Here is a 21350-nt window from a genome sequence, read left to right as displayed (position 1 = left end):
GCAATGAAAACAGGTCAGTCCGGGCGATGGCACCATCATCACAACAAGAACCGTGTTTCGGGATAAGGAAAAGGCGGTGCGGAATGGCAAGGCGTTAGATCGTAGCCGTCCGTGCAGGAATGGGGAACTTCGATCCGGGTCTCACCAAGCCTGCGAAATTGCTCCAAATGCGAAGACCAGGCGCATGACGAAAACATCCAATGCCAAAGGATTGCACGCGCTTATCCTGAACCCAAGTGCTCAAGCTGGAGGCGCAGATGCAGATCATAGTTGAGGACGAGAATTTCGCCTTTCGCCGCTATCTGTGGATGATGCCGGCGTTCATTCCGAGCTGGATACTTGGCGGAATGTTTCTGCGCTATTTTGCTATCTACGCCACTGATGTCCTGCTGCTCGCGCCCGCCATGCTTGGCACCGTGATGCTGATTTCCAGAGTTTTCGACGGCGTGACGGACCCGATTTTCGGCTGGCTATCCGACCGGCGAAAAGCTCCGCGCCGGGTCCCGTTCTACCTTGTCGGCACATTGGGTACTTTGTCGATGCTGGGGATTTGGATCGTGCCCGAGCATCTGACCGGCTTGGCGCTGGCTGCATGGCTTACCATGATCTTACTTATCTGGGAAACCGGCCAAACGCTTCGTACGGTGGCATTTGGGGCACTGGGGTTTGAAGTGGCGACGACTGCCCGGCGGCGCACTATGACCATGGTGCTCTCGGGGATTGCGGCCCTGATAGGCAGTGTCATTGGCATATTCGTTATGCAATATCTGCTTAATCATCCAGACCCGCGCAGCGCCGTTGTGCCAATCGTATTGATTGTCGTCCCTCTATCTTTCGCAGCCACGTTCCTGATGGGGTTAAGGCTCAAAGAACTGCCCAAGCCGCACCGTTCCGAAGAACGCCCGCCCATCCACATGATGCGCGAGGTGCTGGCCAACAAATATCATCGCCAATATATCGGCATCCAGATGGCAGAGACCTTCGCATATGTCAGCATTGGCTTCGCGGTGCCCTATGTGATGCAATACACCTTGGGCCGTCCGGACATGACGATGTATATCTACCTCACCAATCTGATTATCGCTGTTGTGTCTGGCGGAGGATGGTGGCTGGTGGTCGGGCGGCTCGGCACAAGGCGCACATGGCTGGCGGGACAATATGTTTGGCTGGTGACTCTGGCGATGTGGCCGCTGGTGCTGGTGTTCGGGCTGCCTGCGTTTTTCGTGCTGGCCTTCCTGGGGGGTATCGGATCAGCGGCGGGCAGTTGCGTCGGATACGCAATGCTGGGGGATATCGCGGATTACGATGCCAAGGTGTCGGGACGTCAGCGTCAGGGCGTTTATGCGACCATTTATGGCTTTGTCGGGAAAATCGCGGCCGCGCTGACAGCATTCCTGCTTGGCTGGATGCTGCAACTTGCCGGTTATATGCCCAATCAGGAGCAAGGGCCGAATTTCACGATTGCGATGACGATGACTATTGCTGTCCTGCCCGGAATTTGCATGCTGGCCAGTGTCAGGCTGCTGCACCGTTATCGCCTTTACGAGGATGAAGGCATTGATGACGGGCGTGTCGCAGCAGCTCAGCCGGAAATGACGCCCGCCCGCGCCTAGGCCGCGCTCTTGCAAGGATAATGCACTGCTTTAAATTGCGGGGCATGACGGCGCACGCCCATCTTCCTGATTTTGCACTCGCGCGCTGCGTTTACTTCTATGCGGTCGTTGATGACCCAATCCCCGAATTCCGTTTCCTTGCCGCCAATGCTCTGTGCTTCAACTTGGATGATATTACGCTTTTGGCTGATGGGACGCAGATCAGCGGACCTGTGTGGGGTTGCTCCCGGTTGAAGCAGGCTCCGCTGGTTTCCAAGCCGGCGGGTCGCATCCTGTACGTGCTGTGCGATCAAGGCGTCTGGTCGCGCCTGCTCGGGATTGATCCGGCTTCGATCAGCCATTCGATAACGCCCCTCAACCCCAATCGTAATCCTGCTTTGGCGCAACTTCACCACCGGCTTGTCGCGCGCAAGAGCAACACTGGGTTCCTGTTGGAGGAGATAAACCGGTTTTTCCTTGATGCGCTTAATGGGGCCGAACCGGAAGGCATTGCCGAGCAAGCGCGGATCATGATTGCCAATGATTACACTGTGAAAATCCCGGATCTGGCAAATGAGCTCGGCGTATCCCAGCGTACCCTGCAACGCGCATTTGGACGCCGATACGGGATGTCACCGCTCAAATATACCAAGCTGGTCCGGACTTTCCGGTCAATGGTGGGACATGACTATCCCACATTGCGCTGGGCAAATGTTCCTGCTGAAATTGACTATGTCGACCAGTCACACTGGATTCGCGACGTCCGCAGGCTTTATGGTCTGGCTCCGGGTCAGCTTGGGGCTAACGAGGAATATCACTGGCTGTATTATCCGCGCGGAAGTCTTGAAGAGAAAACCGCGTCCGAGGATATGGACGGACTGACGGATTGGCGCGAATTTGCCGCAGCATCGCGTCTGGTCGACGATCCGGACGACTGAGGCGACGCATCAATCTCAAATGGCAATAATGAAATGCGCCGCCGCCCGTCCATTTGTGCGGGCGGCGGCGTCTGTGGTGTATATTAGCGCGGTGCCATGCGGATCGCGCCGTCGAGGCGCACGTCTTCGCCGTTGAAATAGCCGGTTTCGATCATGCACATGGCGACCTTGGCATATTCCTCGGGATTGCCGAGCCGCTTGGGGAATGGCACCGATTGCGCCAGTGCTTCCTTCACCTGCGGCGGGGCGGCATTCATCAGCGGGGTGTTGAAAATGCCCGGCAGAATGGTGTTCACACGGATGCCTTCGCGCATCAGATCGCGCGCGATCGGCAGGGTCATGCCGACAACACCGCCCTTGGATGCGGAATAGGCCGCCTGGCCCATCTGGCCATCTTCGGCAGCGACACTGGCGGTGTTGACCATCGCGCCGCGATCGCCGTCTTCGCTCATCGGGTCGAGCGTCATCATCCCGGCAGCCGATTTGGCGATGCAGCGGAAGGTGCCGATCAGATTGACCTGAATGACAAAGTCGAATGCGCTGATCGGAAAGTGCTTGATCTCGCCCGTCTGCTTGTCACGGCTGGCAGTCTTGATCGCGTTGCCGATCCCGGCGCAGCATACCAGAATGCGTTCCTGGCCATGCGCCTCGCGCGCTTTGGCGAAACCGGCATCGACATCCTCGTCGCTGGTGACATTCACCTTGCAGAACACGCCGCCCAGTTCCTCGGCAAGAGCGGTGCCCTTTTCCTCATTCATGTCGAAAATGGCGACCTTGGCCCCCTTGGCGGCCAGCGCGCGGGCGGTTGCGGCACCCAGGCCGGATGCGCCGCCGGTGACGACTGCGGGGGTATTGGCGGAAACTTCCATGGTAAAATCCTCTTGGAATTGAAGGAATTAAAGCGCCTCGACGAGGGTGACATTGGCGACGCCGCCGCCTTCGCACATCGTCTGGAGGCCGTATTTCTTGCCGCGGGCGCGCAGCGCGTGGACCAGCGTGGCCATCAGCTTGGTGCCTGATGCACCAAGAGGGTGGCCCAACGCAATCGCGCCGCCATTGACGTTGAGCCGCTCAGGATCAGCGCCGGTGTGTTTGAGCCATGCCAGCGGCACAGGAGCAAACGCTTCGTTTACCTCGAACAGATCGATGTCGCCAATGCTCAGGCCCGCGCGCTGCAATGCGCGGTCGGTGGCGAACAGCGGTTCCTCCAGCATGATCACCGGATCGCCCGCCGTCACGGTCAGATTGTGGATACGCGCCAGCGGGGTGAGGCCATGCTGCTTGAGCGCCCGTTCGGACACCACCAGCACCGCGCTGGATCCGTCGCAGATCTGGCTGCTGCTGGCGGCTGTGATCTTGCCATCGGGGCTGAGCAATTTGACCGAGGCGATGCTTTCCAGCGTGGCATCGAAGCGTATCCCCTCGTCCACCGTGTGCATCTCGTTGCCCTCAGGCGTCTCGATCTCGACCGGAACTATCTCGGCTTCGAACGCTCCGGCCTTGGTCGCCGCAATCGCTTTCTCATGGCTGGCCAGTGCAAACCGGTCCATATCGTCTTTTGACAGGCCATGTTTGGCGGCGATCATCTCCGCACCCATGAACTGCGACCATTGGATGCCGGGATATTTCTCTTCGAGCCCGGGCGATTTGTAATGCCCCAGCCCCTCTTTCATATGCAGCATGGCGGTGGAACCCATCGGCACGCGGCTCATGCTCTCGACGCCGCTGGCGATAATGACGTCCTGCGTGCCCGACATCACCGCTTGTGCGGCAAACTGGATCGCCTGCTGCGACGACCCGCACTGGCGGTCAATCGTCACTGCCGGTGTCGATTGCGGGAGCAGCTTGCTGGCCAGCACGGCATTGCGCCCGACCTGCATGGCCTGTTCGCCGCCTTGGCTGACGCAACCCATCACGACATCCTCGACCGCCGCCGGATCGACACCCGACCGCGCGATGATCGCATCCAGCGATACCGCCGCCAGATCGACCGGATGCACCCCGGCCAGACGGCCCCCACGGCGCCCCCCGGCAGTCCTTACAGCTTCGACGATATATGCTTCGGGCACCGCGCTCTCCTATGCGTTGCGAATTGCCACTGGCATTAGGTGCGCGATTGTGGAGAATCAAGCACGCTTGGTTGCATTTACGCTGGATTGCTGCGGCCCTCGGAGGGAATCGGTGTCCTCCGACAGGGGTGTGCTTTGCGGGCAACACCGCATGCGCCAATCGGTTCCCTTTGTAACAAAAGCTTTGCATTGCCCCCCTCTCACAAGGCAAATGCGAGCCTCCACCGGAAGGTAAACCATGATCGCACGGCGTGACTGGCTATGCCCAACCAGGGGTTTTTATACCGGGACCCCTTCCGGGACCGGTTTTAAAAAGAGGATCTACAGAGTGAAAATTCACAGCTATCTCAAAGCCAGCGCGGCTCCTGCCGTACTTGGCCTGGCACTGCTTTCGCAGCCTGCCTTCGCCCAGGTTGGCCCCGCCGACGATTCAACCGTCGACGATCCGACCGTCACTGAAACCAACGCGATTATCGTTACCGGCTCGCGTATCGGCCGTCCCGAAGTCGAAAGCGCCAGCCCCGTCACCGTCGTCGGTGCACAGGAAGTGGCTGACACCGGCACCGTCCGCGTGGAAGATCTGCTCAACTCGCTGCCGCAGGTTGTCGGCGGCCAGAACGCCTTTATCGCCAACGGCGCCAGCGGCACCGCAACGGTCGATCTTCGCGGTCTCGGCACCTCGCGCACCCTAGTGCTGGTCAATGGTCGCCGTTTGCAGCCGGGCGATCCCGCGCTGCCCGCAGCCGATCTTAACCAGATCCCTGCTGGTCTGATCGAACGTGTTGAAGTTCTCACCGGCGGCGCTTCTGCAACCTACGGTGCCGACGCTGTTGCCGGCGTTGTCAACTTCGTCATGGACACCGATTTCGAAGGCGTTCGCCTCGATGCAACCTACGGCTTCTATCAGCACGACAACGACACCAACCAGGTCGTTCGCGGCGATGGCCAGACCATCCTCGACCGTAATGATGCGCGCGGCTTCACTCCGCCGAGCGGCAATACGGTTGGCGGTCAGCAGTATAATGTTGAACTGTCGGTCGGCGCTGCCTTCGACGATGGCCGCGGCCACGTAACCGGCTATGTCGGCTATCGCGAAGTCGAGGCGCTGTTCCTTGGCGACCGTGACTATTCGTTCTGCGCCCTCACCGGTGGTGGCAACAACGACAACGCATCGTGCGGTGGCTCCTCGACGGCGCCATACGCGACCGTCACCGATCCGTTCTTCAACCTGTTCGGCACGCTTGTAGCTGACGGATCGGACGACTTCAGCCGTCCGTTCGCAGCCTATAACTACAACCCGATCAACTACTTCCAGCGTCCCGACACCCGATATACGGCTGGTTTCTTCGGCGATTATGAAATCTCGCCGGCGATCACTGCCTATGCCGAATTCATGTTCATGGACGATCGGTCGCAGGCTCAGATCGCACAGTCCGGCACATTCTTTGCCGAACAGTACAATCTGGATTGCAACAGCCCGCTGTTCACCGCTGGTCAGGGCGCATTCCTGTGTAATGCAATCGACGGCGTTGAAGAAAATGGCGACTTTATCGACACCGACGGTGACGGCGTAGCCGATACCGATCCTACCGGTGCCGGCATCGTTCCGATCTATATCGGCAAGCGTAACGTCGAAGGTGGTCCGCGTTTCGACGATCTTCGTCACACCGCTTATCGCATGGTTGGCGGCCTGCGTGGTCCGATCACCGACAACATCCGTTACGACGCGTCGGTCCAGTACGGCACCACGATCTTCAGCCAGGTCTACAACAACGACTTCTCGGTCTCGCGTCTGCGCAATGCGCTTCAGGCGACCACCGACGCCAATGGCAACGTTGTCTGTCAGTCGGTTGTCGATGGTACCGATCCATCCTGTTCGGTTTACAATCCGTTCCAGGGCCCTGGTATCGTAACCAGCGGTGATCCGCGTGATGGCATCACTCAGGCCGCAATCGATTACGTCAACATTCCGCTCCTTTCGAAGGGCGAAGTGGAAGAAGTGATCGTCAATGCCTATATCGCCGGCGATCTGATGAGCATCGGCAATGCCAGCCCAATCGGTTTTGCAATCGGTGCCGAGTATCGTGAAGAGTTGCTTTCGACCCGCAACGATCTCGCTTTCCAGACGCAGGACGGTGCCGGCCAGGGTAGCCCGCAGCTCGATGTTGAAGGCCGCTTCGATGTGAAGGAAGTCTTCGGCGAACTTCGCATCCCGCTGATCGAGGACGGTTTTGTCGATCTGCTGGCGTTCGAACTCGGATATCGCTATTCGGACTACAGCACTGGCGCGCAGACTGACACCTACAAGGCGCTCGTTGAATTTGCTCCGGTTGAATGGGTCAAGTTCCGCGGGGGTTACAACCGCGCGGTCCGTGCTCCTAACATCCTTGAACTGTTCTCGCCCAGCCGTGTGGCGCTGTTCAGCGGCAGCGATCCCTGCGCAGGCGCAAACCCCGACTTCACGGTTGCTCAGTGTCAGAACCTGGGTGTACCCGCCAACCGGTACGGCTCAATCGCCGCTAGCCCGGCTGGTCAGTACAACCAGTTCATCGGTGGCAACGTGAACGTAAACCCGGAAAAGGCTGACACCTATACCGCCGGTGTTGTGCTTGATCCTCGCGATATCCTTCCCGGTTTCAGTCTCGCGGTTGACTACTATAACATCTCGGTAGACTCGGCGATTTCGACCCTGGGCGCGCAGAGCGTCCTCAACCTGTGTGGCCAGACCGGCGATCCGTTGTTCTGCAATGCAGTTACGCGCGCTCCCGGTAGCCTTGCCTTGTGGGTCAACGGTGGTTTCGTGACCAACGTGACGCAGAATGTCGGTGGCGTCTCGACCGAAGGTGTCGATATCTCAGCGGCGTATAACCGCTCGATCGGACCGGGCCGGGTAACTATCGGTTTCACTGGTACGTATCTCGACAATTTCGAGTTCGATACGGGTGCTGCGGTCAACGGTAATGATGGCGTGTACGATTGTGCCGGTTATCATGGTAACACCTGCGGCTCGCCGCAGCCTGACTGGCGCCATCAGCTTCGCATCGGATATCAGTTCGACGGCGGAATTGGCCTCTCGGGACGCTGGCGGTACTTTGGCCCAGTCGATTGGGATCAGACGAGCACTGACGACGATCTCGGCACAGGTTCGCAGGTCACCACTGCCAATATCGGCTCGCAGAGCTATTTCGATCTGACGCTTTCGTATCAGCTCGATCCGGTTACGCTGCGTTTCGGTGTCAACAACATCCTCGACAAGGAACCGCCGATCATCGCCTCCAACTTCGGTGGCAGCAACGGCAACACCTATGTCGAAACCTACGATCCGGTTGGCCGTCGCATCTTCGCAAGCGCGACCCTCGAATTCTAAGCAGTTCGAAATCGGTACAAACAGGAAAGGCGGGCTTCGGCCCGCCTTTCTTTTTGTCCAGAATCCTCAGCCCAATACCGTAATTGCTCGCTCAGAAATTCTTGAGTGCAGGGAGGCGCGGCCAAGACTGCGCACTCATCCGATATGTCAGAAATTCAGCCTAGCGCGACGTCGAATGCGACGGTGAGCCGCTCTCCGGCTGCGAATGGCCGCGTGCCATGCCAGCTCCACGAAGGGAACAGCGCCAGCAGCCCCTCACGCGGCTCGATCAGCTTGAGCGGTTCCCAATCCAGACCAAACTCCGCAGGCGGTTCGCCTACGCTGAGCCAGCCCGCATGCGCCGCTGCGCCGTCACTTCCCGCGCCCGCTCCCAGGCCGTCAGGCAAGGCGATGTAACAGGCAGAGCTCAGATCGCCCGCCTGATGGAAATGCTGGACGTGGAAGCCCCCTCCCGCCAGTCGCACCGACCACGCGCCCGCAAAGCGGTGATGATCGCGCGGCAATGACAACAACGGATGCTTGCGGTCCGCCTTGGGAAGCTCCGCCAGATAGTGGGCAATCGCTGCCTCGATAACATCGCGCAACTGCCGGATCTCGGGGCTGCTGTTCGCAAACAGCATGCCATCGGTTTGCGTACCGCCGCGCAGAGATTGCTCAAGCGGGTGGTGTTTGGTCCGGTGCAGGCTCCGCAAACGTGCCGCCAATGCCTCCAGATCGTCAATCTCGCCAGCCAGATCCATCGCGCGAACAAACCCGCCCCCGCGCTCAAGCCATTCCCAGCGCGGATCGTCGATACCCCGCCACCCAAGCGCGACGTAGGGCAGGACATCACGGCCAAACCCCCGCTTCCACAAGGCCTCACTACGTTCGCAAAGCTCGTCAAACCGGTGCATCCGCCCCAACCAGCGGCACAGGGTCAAAGCCGCCGCAGGATCGTGCCGATCGCGGATTTTCGCAATCTCAGCCTCGCGCCCGGCAAAATCATCTGCCTCACACGCAATCTGGGCAGCGATCAGGTCGATTTGCAGGTTTGGCCCCATGGCCTCGCTGGCACGGGCGATAATGGCATCTGCCGCCTGAGAGTCCGCAAACCGTTCAGCCAGCCTCGCGTGCTCCACCCACACTTCCGCCGGCAACGCTCCACCAGCTTCAGCGCGCACGAAACTGGCCAGCGGATCTGGACCCGTCTGCGCCTCCCAGCGCAATTGCGCCAAGGTGCGGTGCGCTTCCACCCAATGCGGATTGGCCGCGGTGACGGCATCAAGCAGGCGCTCGCCTTCGTCCGAATGCCCCTCTGCGTGGAGCGCAGCCGCGTGCTTCAGAACAAGATCGGGATTACGCGGATCACTGTCACGCGCCTTGGCGAACAGGCCCGCGCTGGGGGCGCCCGCATCGAACTGCGCATAGGCCTTGCAAGCCAGCGCCTTGGCATCGCCGGGCGCCATGTGCAGCACGTGATCGGCTGCCGCGCTGGAACGTTCGGGAGCCAGTGCCTCGCGCTCGAGGATCGCCAGATTGCGCCAGGCCCGCAAATGCTGCGGATTGGCCGCCGCCAGCGCACGCAGCTCGTCCAGTCCCGCAGCCTCGCCCAGCGCCCGAGCGCGTACCACCGCGCGATCAATCGCAGCATCAATCAGCGCCGGCGCCAGTTGCAACGCCCGGTCATAGGCGCGCACCGCGTCACGCGGCGATCCGGCATCGTCGAGCGATTGGCCCAGCTCCGCCCATAGTGGCGCTTCCTTCGGAGCGGCTTTGGTGGCCTTGCGCAGGTAAGCTGCAGCCGCAGCGTGGTCGCCCGCAGCCCGCTCTGCTCTGGCGCTGAGATAGAGTATGGCCTTTTCGCGCGGGAGCTGGCGTCTCAATCCGGCGAGCAGCGTTTTGGCTTCACCAGGCCTACCCTGCTGGAGAGCAAGCTGCGCCTGTGCCAGAGCGTGCTGCGCGCCGCGCGCATCCATCACCGGACGCGTTGCACGCCGCGAAAGCCGTTCCGGCCTTCCATTGTCAGCTTGTAACCACCCAGACCGCTTTTCTTGATCAAAACAACCTGCCCGCGCTCAAAGCCGTTACGCAGCGCGCCCAGCGACGTCGCGCGCCATACCTGCCCATTGTCGAGTTCGATCTGGAGGATGTCATAGCGCTGATCGTAATCCATATTGGTGATCGTGGCGGTGATTTCCGTGGCGCGGTCCTCTTGCGCAGCATCAGCATCGCCAAAATTATTGCGGCGGCTTTCCTCACGCTGCTGCATCAGCGCCTGATCGACACCGTAAACCGCATCCATCGCGCGGTCGTAGCATTCAAGCCGATCGGACTTCTTCTCAATCGCGCGGCACGGCAGCAACGGGCTGTCCGCAGGCTGGGTCTGGGCGTGCGCTATCTGGGCAGTTAGAGCGGCCAACGGGGCCAGAGCGAGCGTTGCAATGGCGTACATAGGTGACATCGGCGAATTTCCTCTCGGATGGATCAAATGTGCCGGGATGATCTATCAGATTGAAAACGCCAGACCAAGACTTCGCCGCAGCGCACGGGCTTGGTCACTGCCTGCCGCTTCGGAAGCTGGCACAAAAAAGGGGCGGGAGAAAACCCCCGCCCCTCTTGTTGTTCGCTTATCGCTTAGCTGACAATCAGAACTTTTTCTCGACCGAGAGGAAGAATTCGCGGCCGTCATAGTCATAGCCGTTACCGATCGCAGTGTTGGCGATGGCAAGGACTTCGCTGCTGTCAACCAGCGGCGGAGCGGTGTTAAAGATGTTATCAACACCAGCAATGATCGTGAACGTATCAGCGCGATAACGGATCGATGCGGTGTGCAGGAACTGCTCCTTGGCGAAACCAACGTCCCGGCAATAACGACCGTCACCCGGAACCACGCCATTCGCCGAACCGCCACCAAGGCAAGTATCGCTGAAGAAGCCGGTGGGATTGCCATCGGGACCATTGCCAAAGGCATCGCTGAATGCGTCAATACCATCTTCGTTCTGTTCGACCGCACCGATGTAGCGCGTCGTCCATGTGAAGCGGAACTTATCCACGTCAGCAGTGAAAGCAGCGCGGCCAGTCCATTTCGGGAAGCCAAACTCACCGGTGACATCCGAACGGATCGGTTGGCCATCATCACCCACAAACAGCGAACTGCGTTCGATCAAATGGTTGGCACGAAGGTTCAGACCGAAATCAACCAGAGTGTTGCCAAAGGTGACTTCTTTGCCAAAGTTGGCGCTGAAATCGATGCCGCGAACGCTCTCTGCATCCTGGTTCAGGAAGATCGGCGTCACATCGGTGATCAGCTGGCGGCTGCCCGCGGTCGCACCGTAGGTGAGGACATCACAAAACGTACTACGCTGACCATCGCTGCGGGTGAAGCAATCGTTGATGGCGAACTGTGAACTCAGTTCGACAATGGCATTCTTCACCTTGATATCGAAATAGCTTGCGCCCAGCGCCACATCAAATCCGTCACCAAGTGTTTCTTCGAAAGCGAAGCCGGCCGTCAGCGAACGTGACGTTTCCGGATCGATGTCCAAGCTACCCTGAGTTTCCACTTCAATGCTGGTGCTCTGGATAGTGGTTACACCGTTGGTCCCGACCGTTGTCGGATCGCGCCCTTCGCGACGACAAGCAGCAAGCACTTGCGGATCACGCTCATCCTGAGTGGGATCATACCCACCAGCCAGCGGGAAATAAGCGTTGGCAGGAACAGCACACGGATCGAACAGTGTCAGGAAGCCCGACTGACCCAGCAGGAAGTTTTCGCGAAGGTTTGGAGCACGGAACGACGTACCATAACTGAACTTCAGCAACAGCGGGTCAACCGGGCGCCAGCCCGCCTTGAGCGAGTAGGTGTAGTTTGTGCCATAGATTTCGTCATCGGTAAGCCGACCGGAGACATTGAGGCTCAATTCGCGCACCCAAGGCTTATCAGCCGTCAGCGGAAGATCGAGCTCCGCAAATATTTCCTTGGTCACCTTGCTGCCAACGGCGCCGCGGTCACGGAAGAAGCCGAAGAACAGGCCATTAGAAGCGACATCATTCGGCTGCGAATCGATCCTGTCCTTGCGGATTTCAACACCCAGCACAGCGCCAGCGGGGCCGCCCTGGAGATCAAAAAGATCACCGGTGATGAAGGCGTTACCGATCATCTGCTCATAAGTGGTATCGAAGCTGCGAACACCGAAGACATAATCGCGTTCAGCCTGCGAAGCGAAATCACCAATTGCCCCAGTCAGAAGGCTGGGAGCGAACAGATTTACCGGCACACAACCCTGAAGCAGATCTGATGCTGCTAGGTCGGGATTGGCGAGACCGGCGCCATTACAGGCACCAATAAAGAGCGGATCACCAAAGGCACCGAAGACATCATAGTCTGAATCGTAATCATCTGCGATACCGTCACCAGGATTGTCGGGGATGCCGTCGCCGTTGGCGTCGGTGTCGTTGTCTACAATTCCGTCACCGTTGAAATCGCCAGTGGGATCGATACCCAGCGCAAACGCCAGCTTGTCCTCACGGATACCGCGCCGGACAGAAGTACCTTCAGAGCGCGAATACACGCCCGAAACTTCAAACGTCCAGCTTGGATCGATGAAAGGCAAATCGCCGCGTACGCCAATCACGCCGCGGTACTGTTCCTGAACAACATCGGTGTTATTACGATCACCGCGAACCGAAACGATTGGCAGAACCGGCAGATTGATTCCCGAGAACGAGCTGCCATTAAAACCCCCGGTCGGGCTATAGATTGGGAAATTGTTGATCGCATTGTCAGCTAGACGGCAGTCAACACCATTAGGGTTGGTTGCAAAGTTACAAGGGTTGAAAGCGTTAAGATCAGGTACCGACGGGAAAATCTGCGGCGTACCTGCATTGTCAGCAAAAATTTCCGCGCGGCTGTAATTGGCCTCGAAAAACGGCGTCAGATTGACTTCACTAGGGAAGGTGTATTCGCCATAAGCCATGATGTTGTAGAGCTTCTGCTGGCTCTGGAACACTTGGTCGAGATTGGATCCATTGGTGTTGACGTTCTGGAAATCGACGTCGCGGATACCGTCTCCGTTGAAATCGATCTGCTGACCAAAGGCATTCTGCGAGTCGCTATAGCCAGGTACAAAGCCCGGGAATGCGAGACCATTGTCCCCCTGATAATAGATCGAACCTGAGAAAGTGTAGGGATTGAAGAGACGACCTGAAATGCCGCCGATTTTGCATTCGTTCTCTGAAACGCCAACTGCGCCACCCGATGCATTTAGAACCACCGCATTATCGCGCACCCCGAGAGTGTAGATGTTGCCATCCTGATCGACTTCATAGTTCTTGTCGCAACCGCGGAAGAAATCGCGATCATTAAAGCGAACAGTGTCACGGAAATCATATTCCGCACCGATGCCGATAAAGCCACGGTCAAAGTTCTTACCGAAAGCCGCGCTGACCGTATAGTCATCGCCGCCGCCCTGCGGGTTGATTTCGCCACGAGCATAAAGTTCAAGGCCGTCGAAATCCTTGCGGAGAATGACGTTACCGACACCTGCGACAGCGTCCGAACCGTAAACCGACGACGCGCCATCAAGCAGCAGGTCATAGCGGTCGATCAGTGAACCTGGCAGCAGGTTGATCGAAGGATTGACTGGTGCGCCTTCGGTACCCGACGGCGCGAGACGCCGGCCATTTACCAACAGCAGAGTTCGGTCGGCACCAAGGCCGCGCAGGTTCAGCGTCTGCGAACCCGGACCGTTGTTGAGCACGAAGCCCTGGAAGGTGGCGTCGATCTGCTGACCCGAAGCCGATTCCGAACGTTGCAGAATCTGCGACGGATCAAACAAGCCCTGTTCATTTGAAGCTTCTGTGGTGATCACCTGAAGCGGCGAGATGCTGCTATAGGTATCGCGCTTAATGCGCGAACCAGTAACAACGATCGAGCCCGGCGTAACCGAGCCGTCCGCGCCCGTACCCGTCACGTCGACAGGTGCGTTGTCGCACTCTACCGGGATTACAGTGCCGTCGGGCGCGTTGACATAGTCATCGCAATCGATGGTCTGGGTTTCGTTGGACGTTACGCCAGAAGGCTGCGAAGTCTGCGCCCATGCAGGCGCACCGGCTACCAGTGCGAGTGCGGAAACCGAGACCGCAAGACCCTTAATTGTATTTTCGTGAAACGTTTTCATATCAACTCCAGTCGCGACAACCGGAACTGAATTTCCCAATCAAAGCCAGCGTCCGATCACGGCAACTTGCCGCAGCGTCCATGCATGGCGCCCTTGAATCAGGAGACCCCCAGTCCCTAGAACTTCTTTCCTGCAAGAGACGGGCCGCCTTGTCAAAGCGCAGAATAGCTTTTTGGGCGCCTTGTGGCGAAAATCACACAGCATAGGTTGTAGCCGGAAAACCGCAGGGGACCGCCAATTCTGGTAGCAGAATTTATGTGGCACCGAAATTTGCCAAGCCATTTCCTCAGTGTGTTGCCAATGCGTTACACCACCGTCATGACCAGCGCACCATCGCCCTCGTCTATCTTGACCGATGCCCCATCGGGTACCTCGCCCCTCAGCAATTTGTCCGCCAGCGGATCTTGCAGATAGCGTTGCACCGCGCGCTTGAGCGGGCGGGCGCCGTAGACGGGATCGTACCCGACCCGGCCCAGCCAGCGTTCTGCCGCCTCGGTAAGATCGATGGCGATCTTGCGGTCCTTGAGCAGTTTCTGCACCCGCGCGACCTGCAGTTTGACGATGGGTGCCATGTGTTCCTGGCTCAGGCGGTGGAACAGGATGATCTCGTCCAGCCGGTTAAGGAATTCGGGGCGGAAATGTCCGCGCACCACATCCATCACCTGGGGCTCGACATCCTTGACCCCCTGACCATCCTCCATGTTCGCCAGAAACTGGCTGCCGAGGTTGCTGGTCAGGATGATCAGCGTGTTGGTAAAGTCCACCACGCGGCCCTGCCCGTCGGTCAGGCGGCCATCGTCGAGCACTTGCAGCAGCACGTTGAAGACGTCCGAATGCGCCTTTTCGACCTCGTCGAACAGCACCACCTGATAGGGCCGCCGCCGTACCGCTTCGGTCAGCACGCCGCCCTCTTCATACCCGACATAGCCCGGAGGCGCGCCAATCAGGCGGGCGACCGCGTGCTTCTCCATGAACTCGCTCATGTCGATGCGCACCATTGCGCTGTCGTCATCGAACAGGAAACCGGCCAGCGCTTTCGTCAGCTCGGTTTTGCCGACGCCGGTCGGGCCGAGGAACAGGAAGCTGCCGAGCGGGCGATTGGGGTCTTGCAGCCCCGCCCGGCCCCGGCGGACGGCTTTGGCCACCGCCTCGATCGCCTGGCTCTGGCCGATCACCCGCTTGCCAATGAGGTTCTCCATATCGAGCAGCTTTTCGCGCTCGCCCGCCAGCATGCGATCAACCGGAATGCCGGTCCAACGGCTGACAACGCCCGCAATGTCGTCATCGGTGACCTCTTCGCGCAGCAGTGCATTCTCGGTATGACCTTCGGCCTCGGCCAGCTGCTTTTCCAGCTGCGGGATGCGCCCGTAGGACAGCTCCCCCGCCTTGGCGAGATCGCCTTCACGCTGCGCCTGCTCCAGTTCCAGCCGCGCACCATCGAGCTGTTCTTTCAGCTTGGCCTCGGCATGGATCTTGTCCCGCTCGTTCTGCCAGCGGGTGGTCAGCTCGGATGATTGCTGCTCCAGCTCGGCCAGCTCCTTGCGCAGCGCGGTCAGCCGGTCCTGCGAGGCGCGGTCGGTTTCCTTTTGCAGCGCCTGCTCTTCGATCTTGAGCTGGATGATGCGCCGGTCGAGGTTTTCGATTTCCTCTGGCTTGCTCTCCACTTCCATGCGGATGCGGCTGGCGGCCTCGTCCATCAGATCGATCGCCTTGTCGGGCAGAAAGCGGTTCTGGATATAACGGTTGGACAGCTGCGCAGCCGCGACAATCGCACCGTCCGTGATCCGCACGCCGTGGTGCAGCTCGTACTTCTCCTTCAGCCCGCGCAGGATGCTGATTGTATCCTCCACCGAGGGTTCAGCGATATGCACTGGCTGAAAGCGTCGCTGCAAAGCGGGGTCTTTCTCGACATATTTCTGGTATTCATCCAGCGTGGTCGCGCCGATACAGTGCAGCTCGCCGCGGCTGAGTGCGGGTTTGAGCAGATTGCCGGCATCCATGCTGCCCTCCGACGCGCCCGCGCCGATCAGCGTGTGCATTTCATCGATGAACAGGATGATCTGGCCATCGGCGCCCTTTACCTCGTCAAGTACCGCCTTCAGCCGTTCTTCGAACTCGCCGCGATATTTCGCCCCGGCGATCAGCGAGCCAAGGTCGAGGCTCATCAGCGTGCGGCCTTTCAGGCTGTCGGGCACGTCGCCATTGGCAATGCGCAGCGCCAGACCTTCGGCAATCGCGGTCTTGCCGGTGCCGGGTTCGCCGATCAGCGCCGGATTGTTCTTGGTCCGCCGCGCCAGAATCTGGATCGTACGGCGGATTTCCTCGTCACGGCCGATTACCGGGTCCAGCTTGCCGTCGCGCGCCGCCTGCGTCAGGTCGCGGGCATAGCGTTTCATCGCGTCATAGGCATTTTCCGCACTCGCCGAATCGGCAGTACGCCCGCCGCGTAATTCGCCGATCGCGGTCTCCAGCGCCTTGGGGTCGAGCTTGGCTGCCTTGAGCGCCTGTCCGGCAGAGGTGGTGCTGGCCAGCGATAGCGCGACCAGCAGCCGTTCTACCGTCACAAAACTGTCGCCCGATTTCTCGGCAATCTGCTCCGCCTGATCGAGGATGCGCACGGCGTCATTGTTCAGCCCTGGCGTCTGCTGCGCCCCGCCCCCGGTAACTGCGGGCACCTTGCCCAGCACTGCGTCGATTTCATCGACTGCCCGGCGCGCATCGCCGCCTGCACGCTGGATCAGGCCAGCGGCCATCCCCTCGTTATCTTCAAGCAAGGCCTTGAGGATATGCGCGGGGGAAATCCGCTGGTGATTCATGCGTATCGCGACGGTCTGCGCGCTTTGCAGGAAACCCTTGGCGCGATCGGTGAATTTTTCGAGATTCATGCAGTGTCCCTCAATCGATTGCCGTGCAGCCTTTCACGGTGGAAAGGTGTGTTACCCGAATATAGGGGTCGGTGGCGGAGTTGGAAGGGGTGCGCCGCAACTCACGCCAAACGCGCGCCATCGGGCACCGCAGTTTCCGGTTCGACCAGCACGATCCGCCCCTGCGCATCAGGGAAGCCCAGCACCAGTATTTCAGACAGCATCGGCCCGATCTGGCGGGGGGCGAAATTGGCGACGGCCATCACCCGGCGGCCCACCAGCGTTTCGGGTGTATAGAGATTGGTGATCTGGGCCGAGCTTTTGCGCACGCCGATCTCGCTGCCAAGATCGACCCACAGCTTGATGGCGGGTTTGCGCGCTTCGGGAAAAGGCTCCGCCCGCACAATCGTCCCGGCGCGAATGTCCAGCGCTGCGAACTGGGCGAAGCTTGCGATTTCCATGTCCGATGTATGCGAGCCGCCCGGTGTCACTGCAAGGGCGTGGTAAGGCCACACTTCAAGACTGCGCAACCTGCTCCATGCCGGGCACCATCACCGTGCGCCCGCCGCCAAACTCCTCGCGAACGACAATCACGCCCTTTTTTTCGAAATGTTCGAGCAGGCGGCGAATGCGGCCCGGCGAGCTGGTGCCATAGGCGCGCGCAATCGCGTCTTCATCGACAGTGGTTTCACCCGCATGGGCACTGCGCGCGATGACCAGAAAGGGGGCAAGCAGATCGTCCTCCACCCCGTGCGCCAGCTCCATGATCCGCGCGCGCACTGCGCTGTCCAGATCGTCCAGCCCGGCCCCGGCCACGGCAAAGCGGCGGCGGAAGGCGGGCATATCAGGCAGCGGGCCAATTAGTCGCTGCTGCCGGCAACGCAGCAGGAAGGTCTGGAACTGCGCGGAGGCAGACTGGAACGCGCTGCCCTCCTCCGCAGCCAGCGCGGCGATGATCGCCTCAACCTGCGCGGCAATTTCTGACGGCGGCGGAGTGGCGGCGGCCAGTGGCGGAGCCTGACGCTCCTCGGCCCGCGCGATGCTGTCAGCGAGTTGTTCGGGACGCGGCGCGGGCGGCGGGGGCGGCGGGGGTGCAGCCTTGGCGGCCTCCACCGACAGCTCGTTCATCAGCAGCGCTTCCATATCGCCCGCCGCCGCTTCGGGCATCGGCATCAGCCCTTCTGAGCGGGCTGCGTGGCCGGATTGAACCGGTCCGATCTTGACCGCCACAGGCAGGCGGCTGATCGCCGGACCCAGCGCCAGAAAATGCCCGCGCTCCAGCTCGCGGATGCGTTCGGCCTGGCGGCGTTCCATACCCAATAAATCGGCGGCACGGATCATGTCGATGTCCAGAAAGGTGCGCCCCATCAGGAAATTGGACGCTTCTGCCGCGACATTCTTGGCCAGCTTGGCCAGCCGCTGCGTCGCGACGATCCCGGCCAGTCCGCGTTTGCGGCCCCGGCACATCAGATTGGTCATCGCCGACAGCGTCAAGCGGCGCGTGTCTTCGGCCATTTCACCCGCGACCGCAGGGGCAAACATCTGCGCCTCGTCCACCACCACCAGCGCCGGATACCAATGTTGCCGCGGTGCATCGAACAGCGCGCCCAGGAATTGCGCGGCACAGCGGATTTGCTGTTCGACCTCCAGCCCTTCCAACGCCAGCACAACCGATGCGCGGTGTTCGCGGATGCGCCGCGCCAGCGCCTCGATCTCGTGCGGGGAATAGGCCGCGCCGTCGATCACCACATGGCCGAACGGTTCGGCCAGCGTCACAAAGTCGCCTTCGGGATCGATCACCACCTGCTGCACCATTGCGGCGCTTTCTTCGAGCAGGCGGCGCAGCAAGTGCGATTTGCCGCTGCCCGAATTGCCCTGGACCAGCAGGCGCGTTGCCAGCAGCTCCTCGATATCGAACTCGACCGGCTTGCCGGTGGCATCATGGCCGATGGTGATCTGTGCTGTCACACCGGCGGGGGTAGCGGGGCGAATCCATTTGGCGGAAGGGTGCGCGGCAACTTATCCCTGTTCCAGTTTCACCCCCTTTCCGGCGCGGCCAATTCCCGCTAGGCCAGTTGCAGGAGAGGACTTACTGCATGCGGAAATGGTTGGGGCGCATCGGCTTTGCGCTTATCGTGATCGTGCTGATCGCCTTTGTGGCATTGGCAAGTTGGGAGCCATTCTGGGCGCAGCGCGACGACGTCAGGCTGTCCAGCCGCGCCTATTCGGCGGACATTGTGCGCGACGAGTTTGGCGTCCCCCACATCTATGGCAAAACCGATGCCGATGTCGCTTACGGCGTGGCGCAGGCCCATGCCGAGGATGATTTTTCAACCTTGCAGGACGTGTCAGCGATGACGCGCGGCCGCTTTGGCGCAATTGCCGGGGAAGACGGCGCAGCGATTGATTACGTCTATCACCTGCTCGACGCGCGCGGCACGGCAGAGCGGCATTATATGCAGCTGCCAGCGGATACCCGCGCGCTGTTCGATGCCTATGCCACCGGGTTGAACGATTATGCCGAGGCGCATCCTGAAGAACTTAAGCTGAGCAATCTGTTCCCGGTTGACGGGATGGATGTCGCGGCCGGCTTTGCGCTGCGCCAGCCGTTTTTCTTCGGCCTTAACGGCGTGATCGAACCGCTGGTCAAGGGCGAGCCACTGCTTCCCGAATTCGGCCCCGCCATCCCCAAGGATGCGGGCGAGGACCAGCCGCAGATCGAACCCACCCGCGTTATCCGCGATGGTGCGCCAATGCAGATTTCGGCGCGCCCCAAACCGCTGCCGTGGGGCGAGGATGGCGCGCTGTCCGGATCAAACGCCTTTGCCATTGCGCCGGAGAAATCGGGCGACGGGGTCACTCGGCTGGTTTCCAACGCACACCAACCGTGGCGCGGCGGGGTGGCGTGGTACGAGCTGGTCGTCGAAAGCGAAGAGGGCTGGCATTTCGCGGGCGCAAACTTCCCAGGCAGCCCCTTCCCCTTCTTGGGTCATAACGAAAATCTGGGCTGGACCAACACGGTCAACCGCCCCGACATGGTCGATGTTTATCAGCTGGTGATGGACGACAGCGGCAAGAAATACCGCATGGGCGAACGCTGGCTGGATCTGGAAGAAAAGACCGTCACCCTACCCGTCCGGTTTGGCCCCATTGTCCTGCCGGTGCGCCGCACGGTGTATCGCAGTGTCCACGGCCCGGTGATTAAGAATGCCAATGGCGTGTTCGCCTTCCGCTATGGCGGGATCGACAATCTCGGCCAGCTGGATGCCTATTACCGGCTGAACAAGGCCAAGACGCTGGACGAATGGCAGGGCATTCTGGCGCGGATGGATATTCCGTCGACCAATTTCATTTACGGCGATGCCAAGGGCAATATCGCCTATGTCTATAACGCCGCCATGCCCGACCGGCTGCCCGGATATGACTGGCGCGGTATCCTGCCGGGCGACGATCCGCGGCTGATCTGGACCGGCCCGGTCGCCTATGCGGACATTCCCAAATATGTGAACCCGGCCAGCGGCTGGCTCTACAATGCCAACAACACGCCGTTCAATGCGGCGGGACCGGGCAGCGATTTGTCGCCTGACAGCGTGCCGGCTGAAATGGGGGTGGAGCTAAAGACCACCAACCGGTCACGCCGCGCATGGAAGCTGATGAGCGAGGCGGACGTTATCGACCGCGAAACGCTGGAGCGGATCAAATATGACCAGGGCTATGAACACGCAGGCTATGTCGCGGATATGTACGCGGGCATTGCCAAGCTGGATCTGTCGGATCGCCCCGATCTGGCCCGCGCGCGCACGCTGCTGAATAGCTGGGATTACACCGCCGACAATCGCGGGCGCGCTGACAGCATCGCCTTGCTGCTGATCCGCGAATTCATGTCGTCCGAATACCAGAACAAGGTCGCTCCCGATCCGCTTGAACGGCTGGAATCGGCCACCGAGCATCTGATGAAGCATTTTGGCCGGATCGACCCGCCGATGAGCGAGCTGTTGCGGCTGCGTCAGGGCGAGGTTGATCTGCCGCTGGATGGCGGGTCGGACACGCTGCGCGCTTCGACGCTGTGGGATGTGCATGAGGACGGGCGGCTGGCCGTGCGTCACGGCGACAGCTTCGTGCAATTTGTGGAATGGGAGCCGGGCCAGCGGGTCCGGTCGGAATCAATCCAGCCCTTTGGCGCGGCGACCACGCGGCCCGATTCTGTGCATTACACCGATCAGGCTACGCTGTTCGTCCAGCACCGCTTGAAACCGGTGCGCTTCTGGCGGCAGGATGTGCTGGCCAATGCGGCCAGCCGCAAGACGGTTGCACACCGCCGCTGACCCTTTAAACTACCACTCGTTCACGAAATTTCCCGGA

13 protein-coding genes are annotated in these 21350 nt (G+C 60.2%); 4 read left to right on the top strand and 9 right to left on the bottom strand.

Annotated elements, in window-relative coordinates; all coding sequences use genetic code 11:
* Positions 1–257: 257 nt before the first annotated feature.
* Positions 258–1613: an MFS transporter gene (locus tag FEV51_RS04965; RefSeq protein WP_138616577.1), complete on the top strand. Its 1356-nt coding sequence runs from the start codon at positions 258–260 to the stop codon at positions 1611–1613.
* Here the strand turns inward: FEV51_RS04965 and FEV51_RS13120 are convergent.
* The gene (locus tag FEV51_RS13120; RefSeq protein ID WP_171033041.1) at positions 1610–2197 is read right to left on the bottom strand and encodes a hypothetical protein; all 588 of its coding nucleotides are present in this window, start codon (positions 2195–2197) and stop codon (positions 1610–1612) included. The two genes, FEV51_RS04965 and FEV51_RS13120, sit on opposite strands and share 4 nt — an antisense overlap.
* Here FEV51_RS13120 and FEV51_RS13115 point away from each other — a divergent pair.
* Entirely contained in the window at positions 2123–2530 is a 408-nt protein-coding gene (locus FEV51_RS13115; protein WP_171033047.1) for a helix-turn-helix domain-containing protein, read from the top strand. The two genes, FEV51_RS13120 and FEV51_RS13115, sit on opposite strands and share 75 nt — an antisense overlap.
* 83 nt (positions 2531–2613) lie before the next feature.
* Here the strand turns inward: FEV51_RS13115 and FEV51_RS04955 are convergent, their stop codons facing one another.
* Entirely contained in the window at positions 2614–3399 is a 786-nt protein-coding gene (locus FEV51_RS04955) for an SDR family NAD(P)-dependent oxidoreductase (protein ID WP_138616573.1), read from the bottom strand.
* 27 nt (positions 3400–3426) lie between these two features.
* Positions 3427–4599 (bottom strand): acetyl-CoA C-acetyltransferase, encoded by a 1173-nt coding sequence (locus FEV51_RS04950; RefSeq protein WP_138616571.1) that lies wholly within the window; start codon positions 4597–4599, stop codon positions 3427–3429.
* A 238-nt stretch (positions 4600–4837) separates the two neighbouring features.
* Between FEV51_RS04950 and FEV51_RS04945 the strand changes: the two genes are divergently transcribed.
* The gene (locus tag FEV51_RS04945; RefSeq protein ID WP_138616570.1) at positions 4838–7966 is read left to right on the top strand and encodes a TonB-dependent receptor domain-containing protein; all 3129 of its coding nucleotides are present in this window, start codon (positions 4838–4840) and stop codon (positions 7964–7966) included.
* A gap of 155 nt (positions 7967–8121) precedes the next feature.
* On the opposite strand, the gene FEV51_RS04940 is transcribed toward FEV51_RS04945, so the two are convergent.
* The 6 genes from FEV51_RS04940 to FEV51_RS04915 all read right to left on the bottom strand — a co-directional run bounded on the left by FEV51_RS04940 (position 8122) and on the right by FEV51_RS04915 (position 18956).
* The gene (locus FEV51_RS04940; RefSeq protein WP_425466599.1) at positions 8122–9411 is read right to left on the bottom strand and encodes a putative 2OG-Fe(II) oxygenase; all 1290 of its coding nucleotides are present in this window, start codon (positions 9409–9411) and stop codon (positions 8122–8124) included.
* A 509-nt stretch (positions 9412–9920) separates the two neighbouring features.
* The gene (locus tag FEV51_RS04935) at positions 9921–10406 is read right to left on the bottom strand and encodes a hypothetical protein (protein ID WP_138616566.1); all 486 of its coding nucleotides are present in this window, start codon (positions 10404–10406) and stop codon (positions 9921–9923) included.
* 184 nt (positions 10407–10590) lie between these two features.
* On the bottom strand, positions 10591–14124 hold the full coding sequence (locus FEV51_RS04930) for a TonB-dependent receptor domain-containing protein (RefSeq protein ID WP_138616564.1): 3534 nt from the start codon (positions 14122–14124) through the stop codon (positions 10591–10593).
* A 305-nt stretch (positions 14125–14429) separates the two neighbouring features.
* Entirely contained in the window at positions 14430–17009 is a 2580-nt protein-coding gene (clpB, locus tag FEV51_RS04925) for an ATP-dependent chaperone ClpB (protein WP_138616562.1), read from the bottom strand.
* 101 nt (positions 17010–17110) lie between these two features.
* A complete protein-coding gene (locus tag FEV51_RS04920; protein WP_138616560.1) occupies positions 17111–17449 on the bottom strand; it encodes a tRNA-binding protein in 339 nt (112 codons plus the stop codon).
* Positions 17450–17504: 55 nt separating this feature from the next.
* Positions 17505–18956, bottom strand: coding sequence for an ATP-binding protein (locus FEV51_RS04915; RefSeq protein WP_138616558.1), 1452 nt, complete (start codon positions 18954–18956; stop codon positions 17505–17507).
* 128 nt (positions 18957–19084) lie between these two features.
* Here FEV51_RS04915 and FEV51_RS04910 point away from each other — a divergent pair, with 128 nt between their 5' ends.
* Positions 19085–21313 carry an acylase gene (locus tag FEV51_RS04910; RefSeq protein WP_138616556.1) on the top strand — a complete coding sequence of 743 codons (2229 nt, stop codon included), beginning with the start codon at positions 19085–19087 and terminating at the stop codon, positions 21311–21313.
* The last annotated feature ends 37 nt before the right edge of the window (positions 21314–21350 follow it).

The organism is Qipengyuania marisflavi (assembly GCF_005884405.1).
Taxonomy (GTDB): Bacteria; Pseudomonadota; Alphaproteobacteria; order Sphingomonadales; family Sphingomonadaceae; genus Qipengyuania; species Qipengyuania marisflavi.
Note: the sequence above shows the minus strand (reverse complement) of the source record. Positions and strands in the feature narration are given on the sequence as shown.

Excerpts from the sequence above, each read along its gene's own strand:
- FEV51_RS04965 (WP_138616577.1), top strand. The coding sequence starts at position 258 with ATGCAGATCATAGTTGAGGACGAGAATTTCGCCTTTCGCCGCTATCTG.
- FEV51_RS13115 (WP_171033047.1), top strand. The coding sequence starts at position 2,123 with ATGATTGCCAATGATTACACTGTGAAAATCCCGGATCTGGCAAATGAG.
- FEV51_RS04955 (WP_138616573.1), bottom strand. The coding sequence starts at position 3,399 with ATGGAAGTTTCCGCCAATACCCCCGCAGTCGTCACCGGCGGCGCATCC.
- FEV51_RS04945 (WP_138616570.1), top strand. The coding sequence starts at position 4,838 with ATGATCGCACGGCGTGACTGGCTATGCCCAACCAGGGGTTTTTATACC.
- FEV51_RS04940 (WP_425466599.1), bottom strand. The coding sequence starts at position 9,411 with ATGGCGCCCGGCGATGCCAAGGCGCTGGCTTGCAAGGCCTATGCGCAG.
- FEV51_RS04935 (WP_138616566.1), bottom strand. The coding sequence starts at position 10,406 with ATGTCACCTATGTACGCCATTGCAACGCTCGCTCTGGCCCCGTTGGCC.
- FEV51_RS04930 (WP_138616564.1), bottom strand. The coding sequence starts at position 14,124 with ATGAAAACGTTTCACGAAAATACAATTAAGGGTCTTGCGGTCTCGGTT.
- clpB (WP_138616562.1), bottom strand. The coding sequence starts at position 17,009 with ATGAATCTCGAAAAATTCACCGATCGCGCCAAGGGTTTCCTGCAAAGC.
- FEV51_RS04920 (WP_138616560.1), bottom strand. The coding sequence starts at position 17,449 with ATGGAAATCGCAAGCTTCGCCCAGTTCGCAGCGCTGGACATTCGCGCC.
- FEV51_RS04910 (WP_138616556.1), top strand. The coding sequence starts at position 19,085 with ATGCGGAAATGGTTGGGGCGCATCGGCTTTGCGCTTATCGTGATCGTG.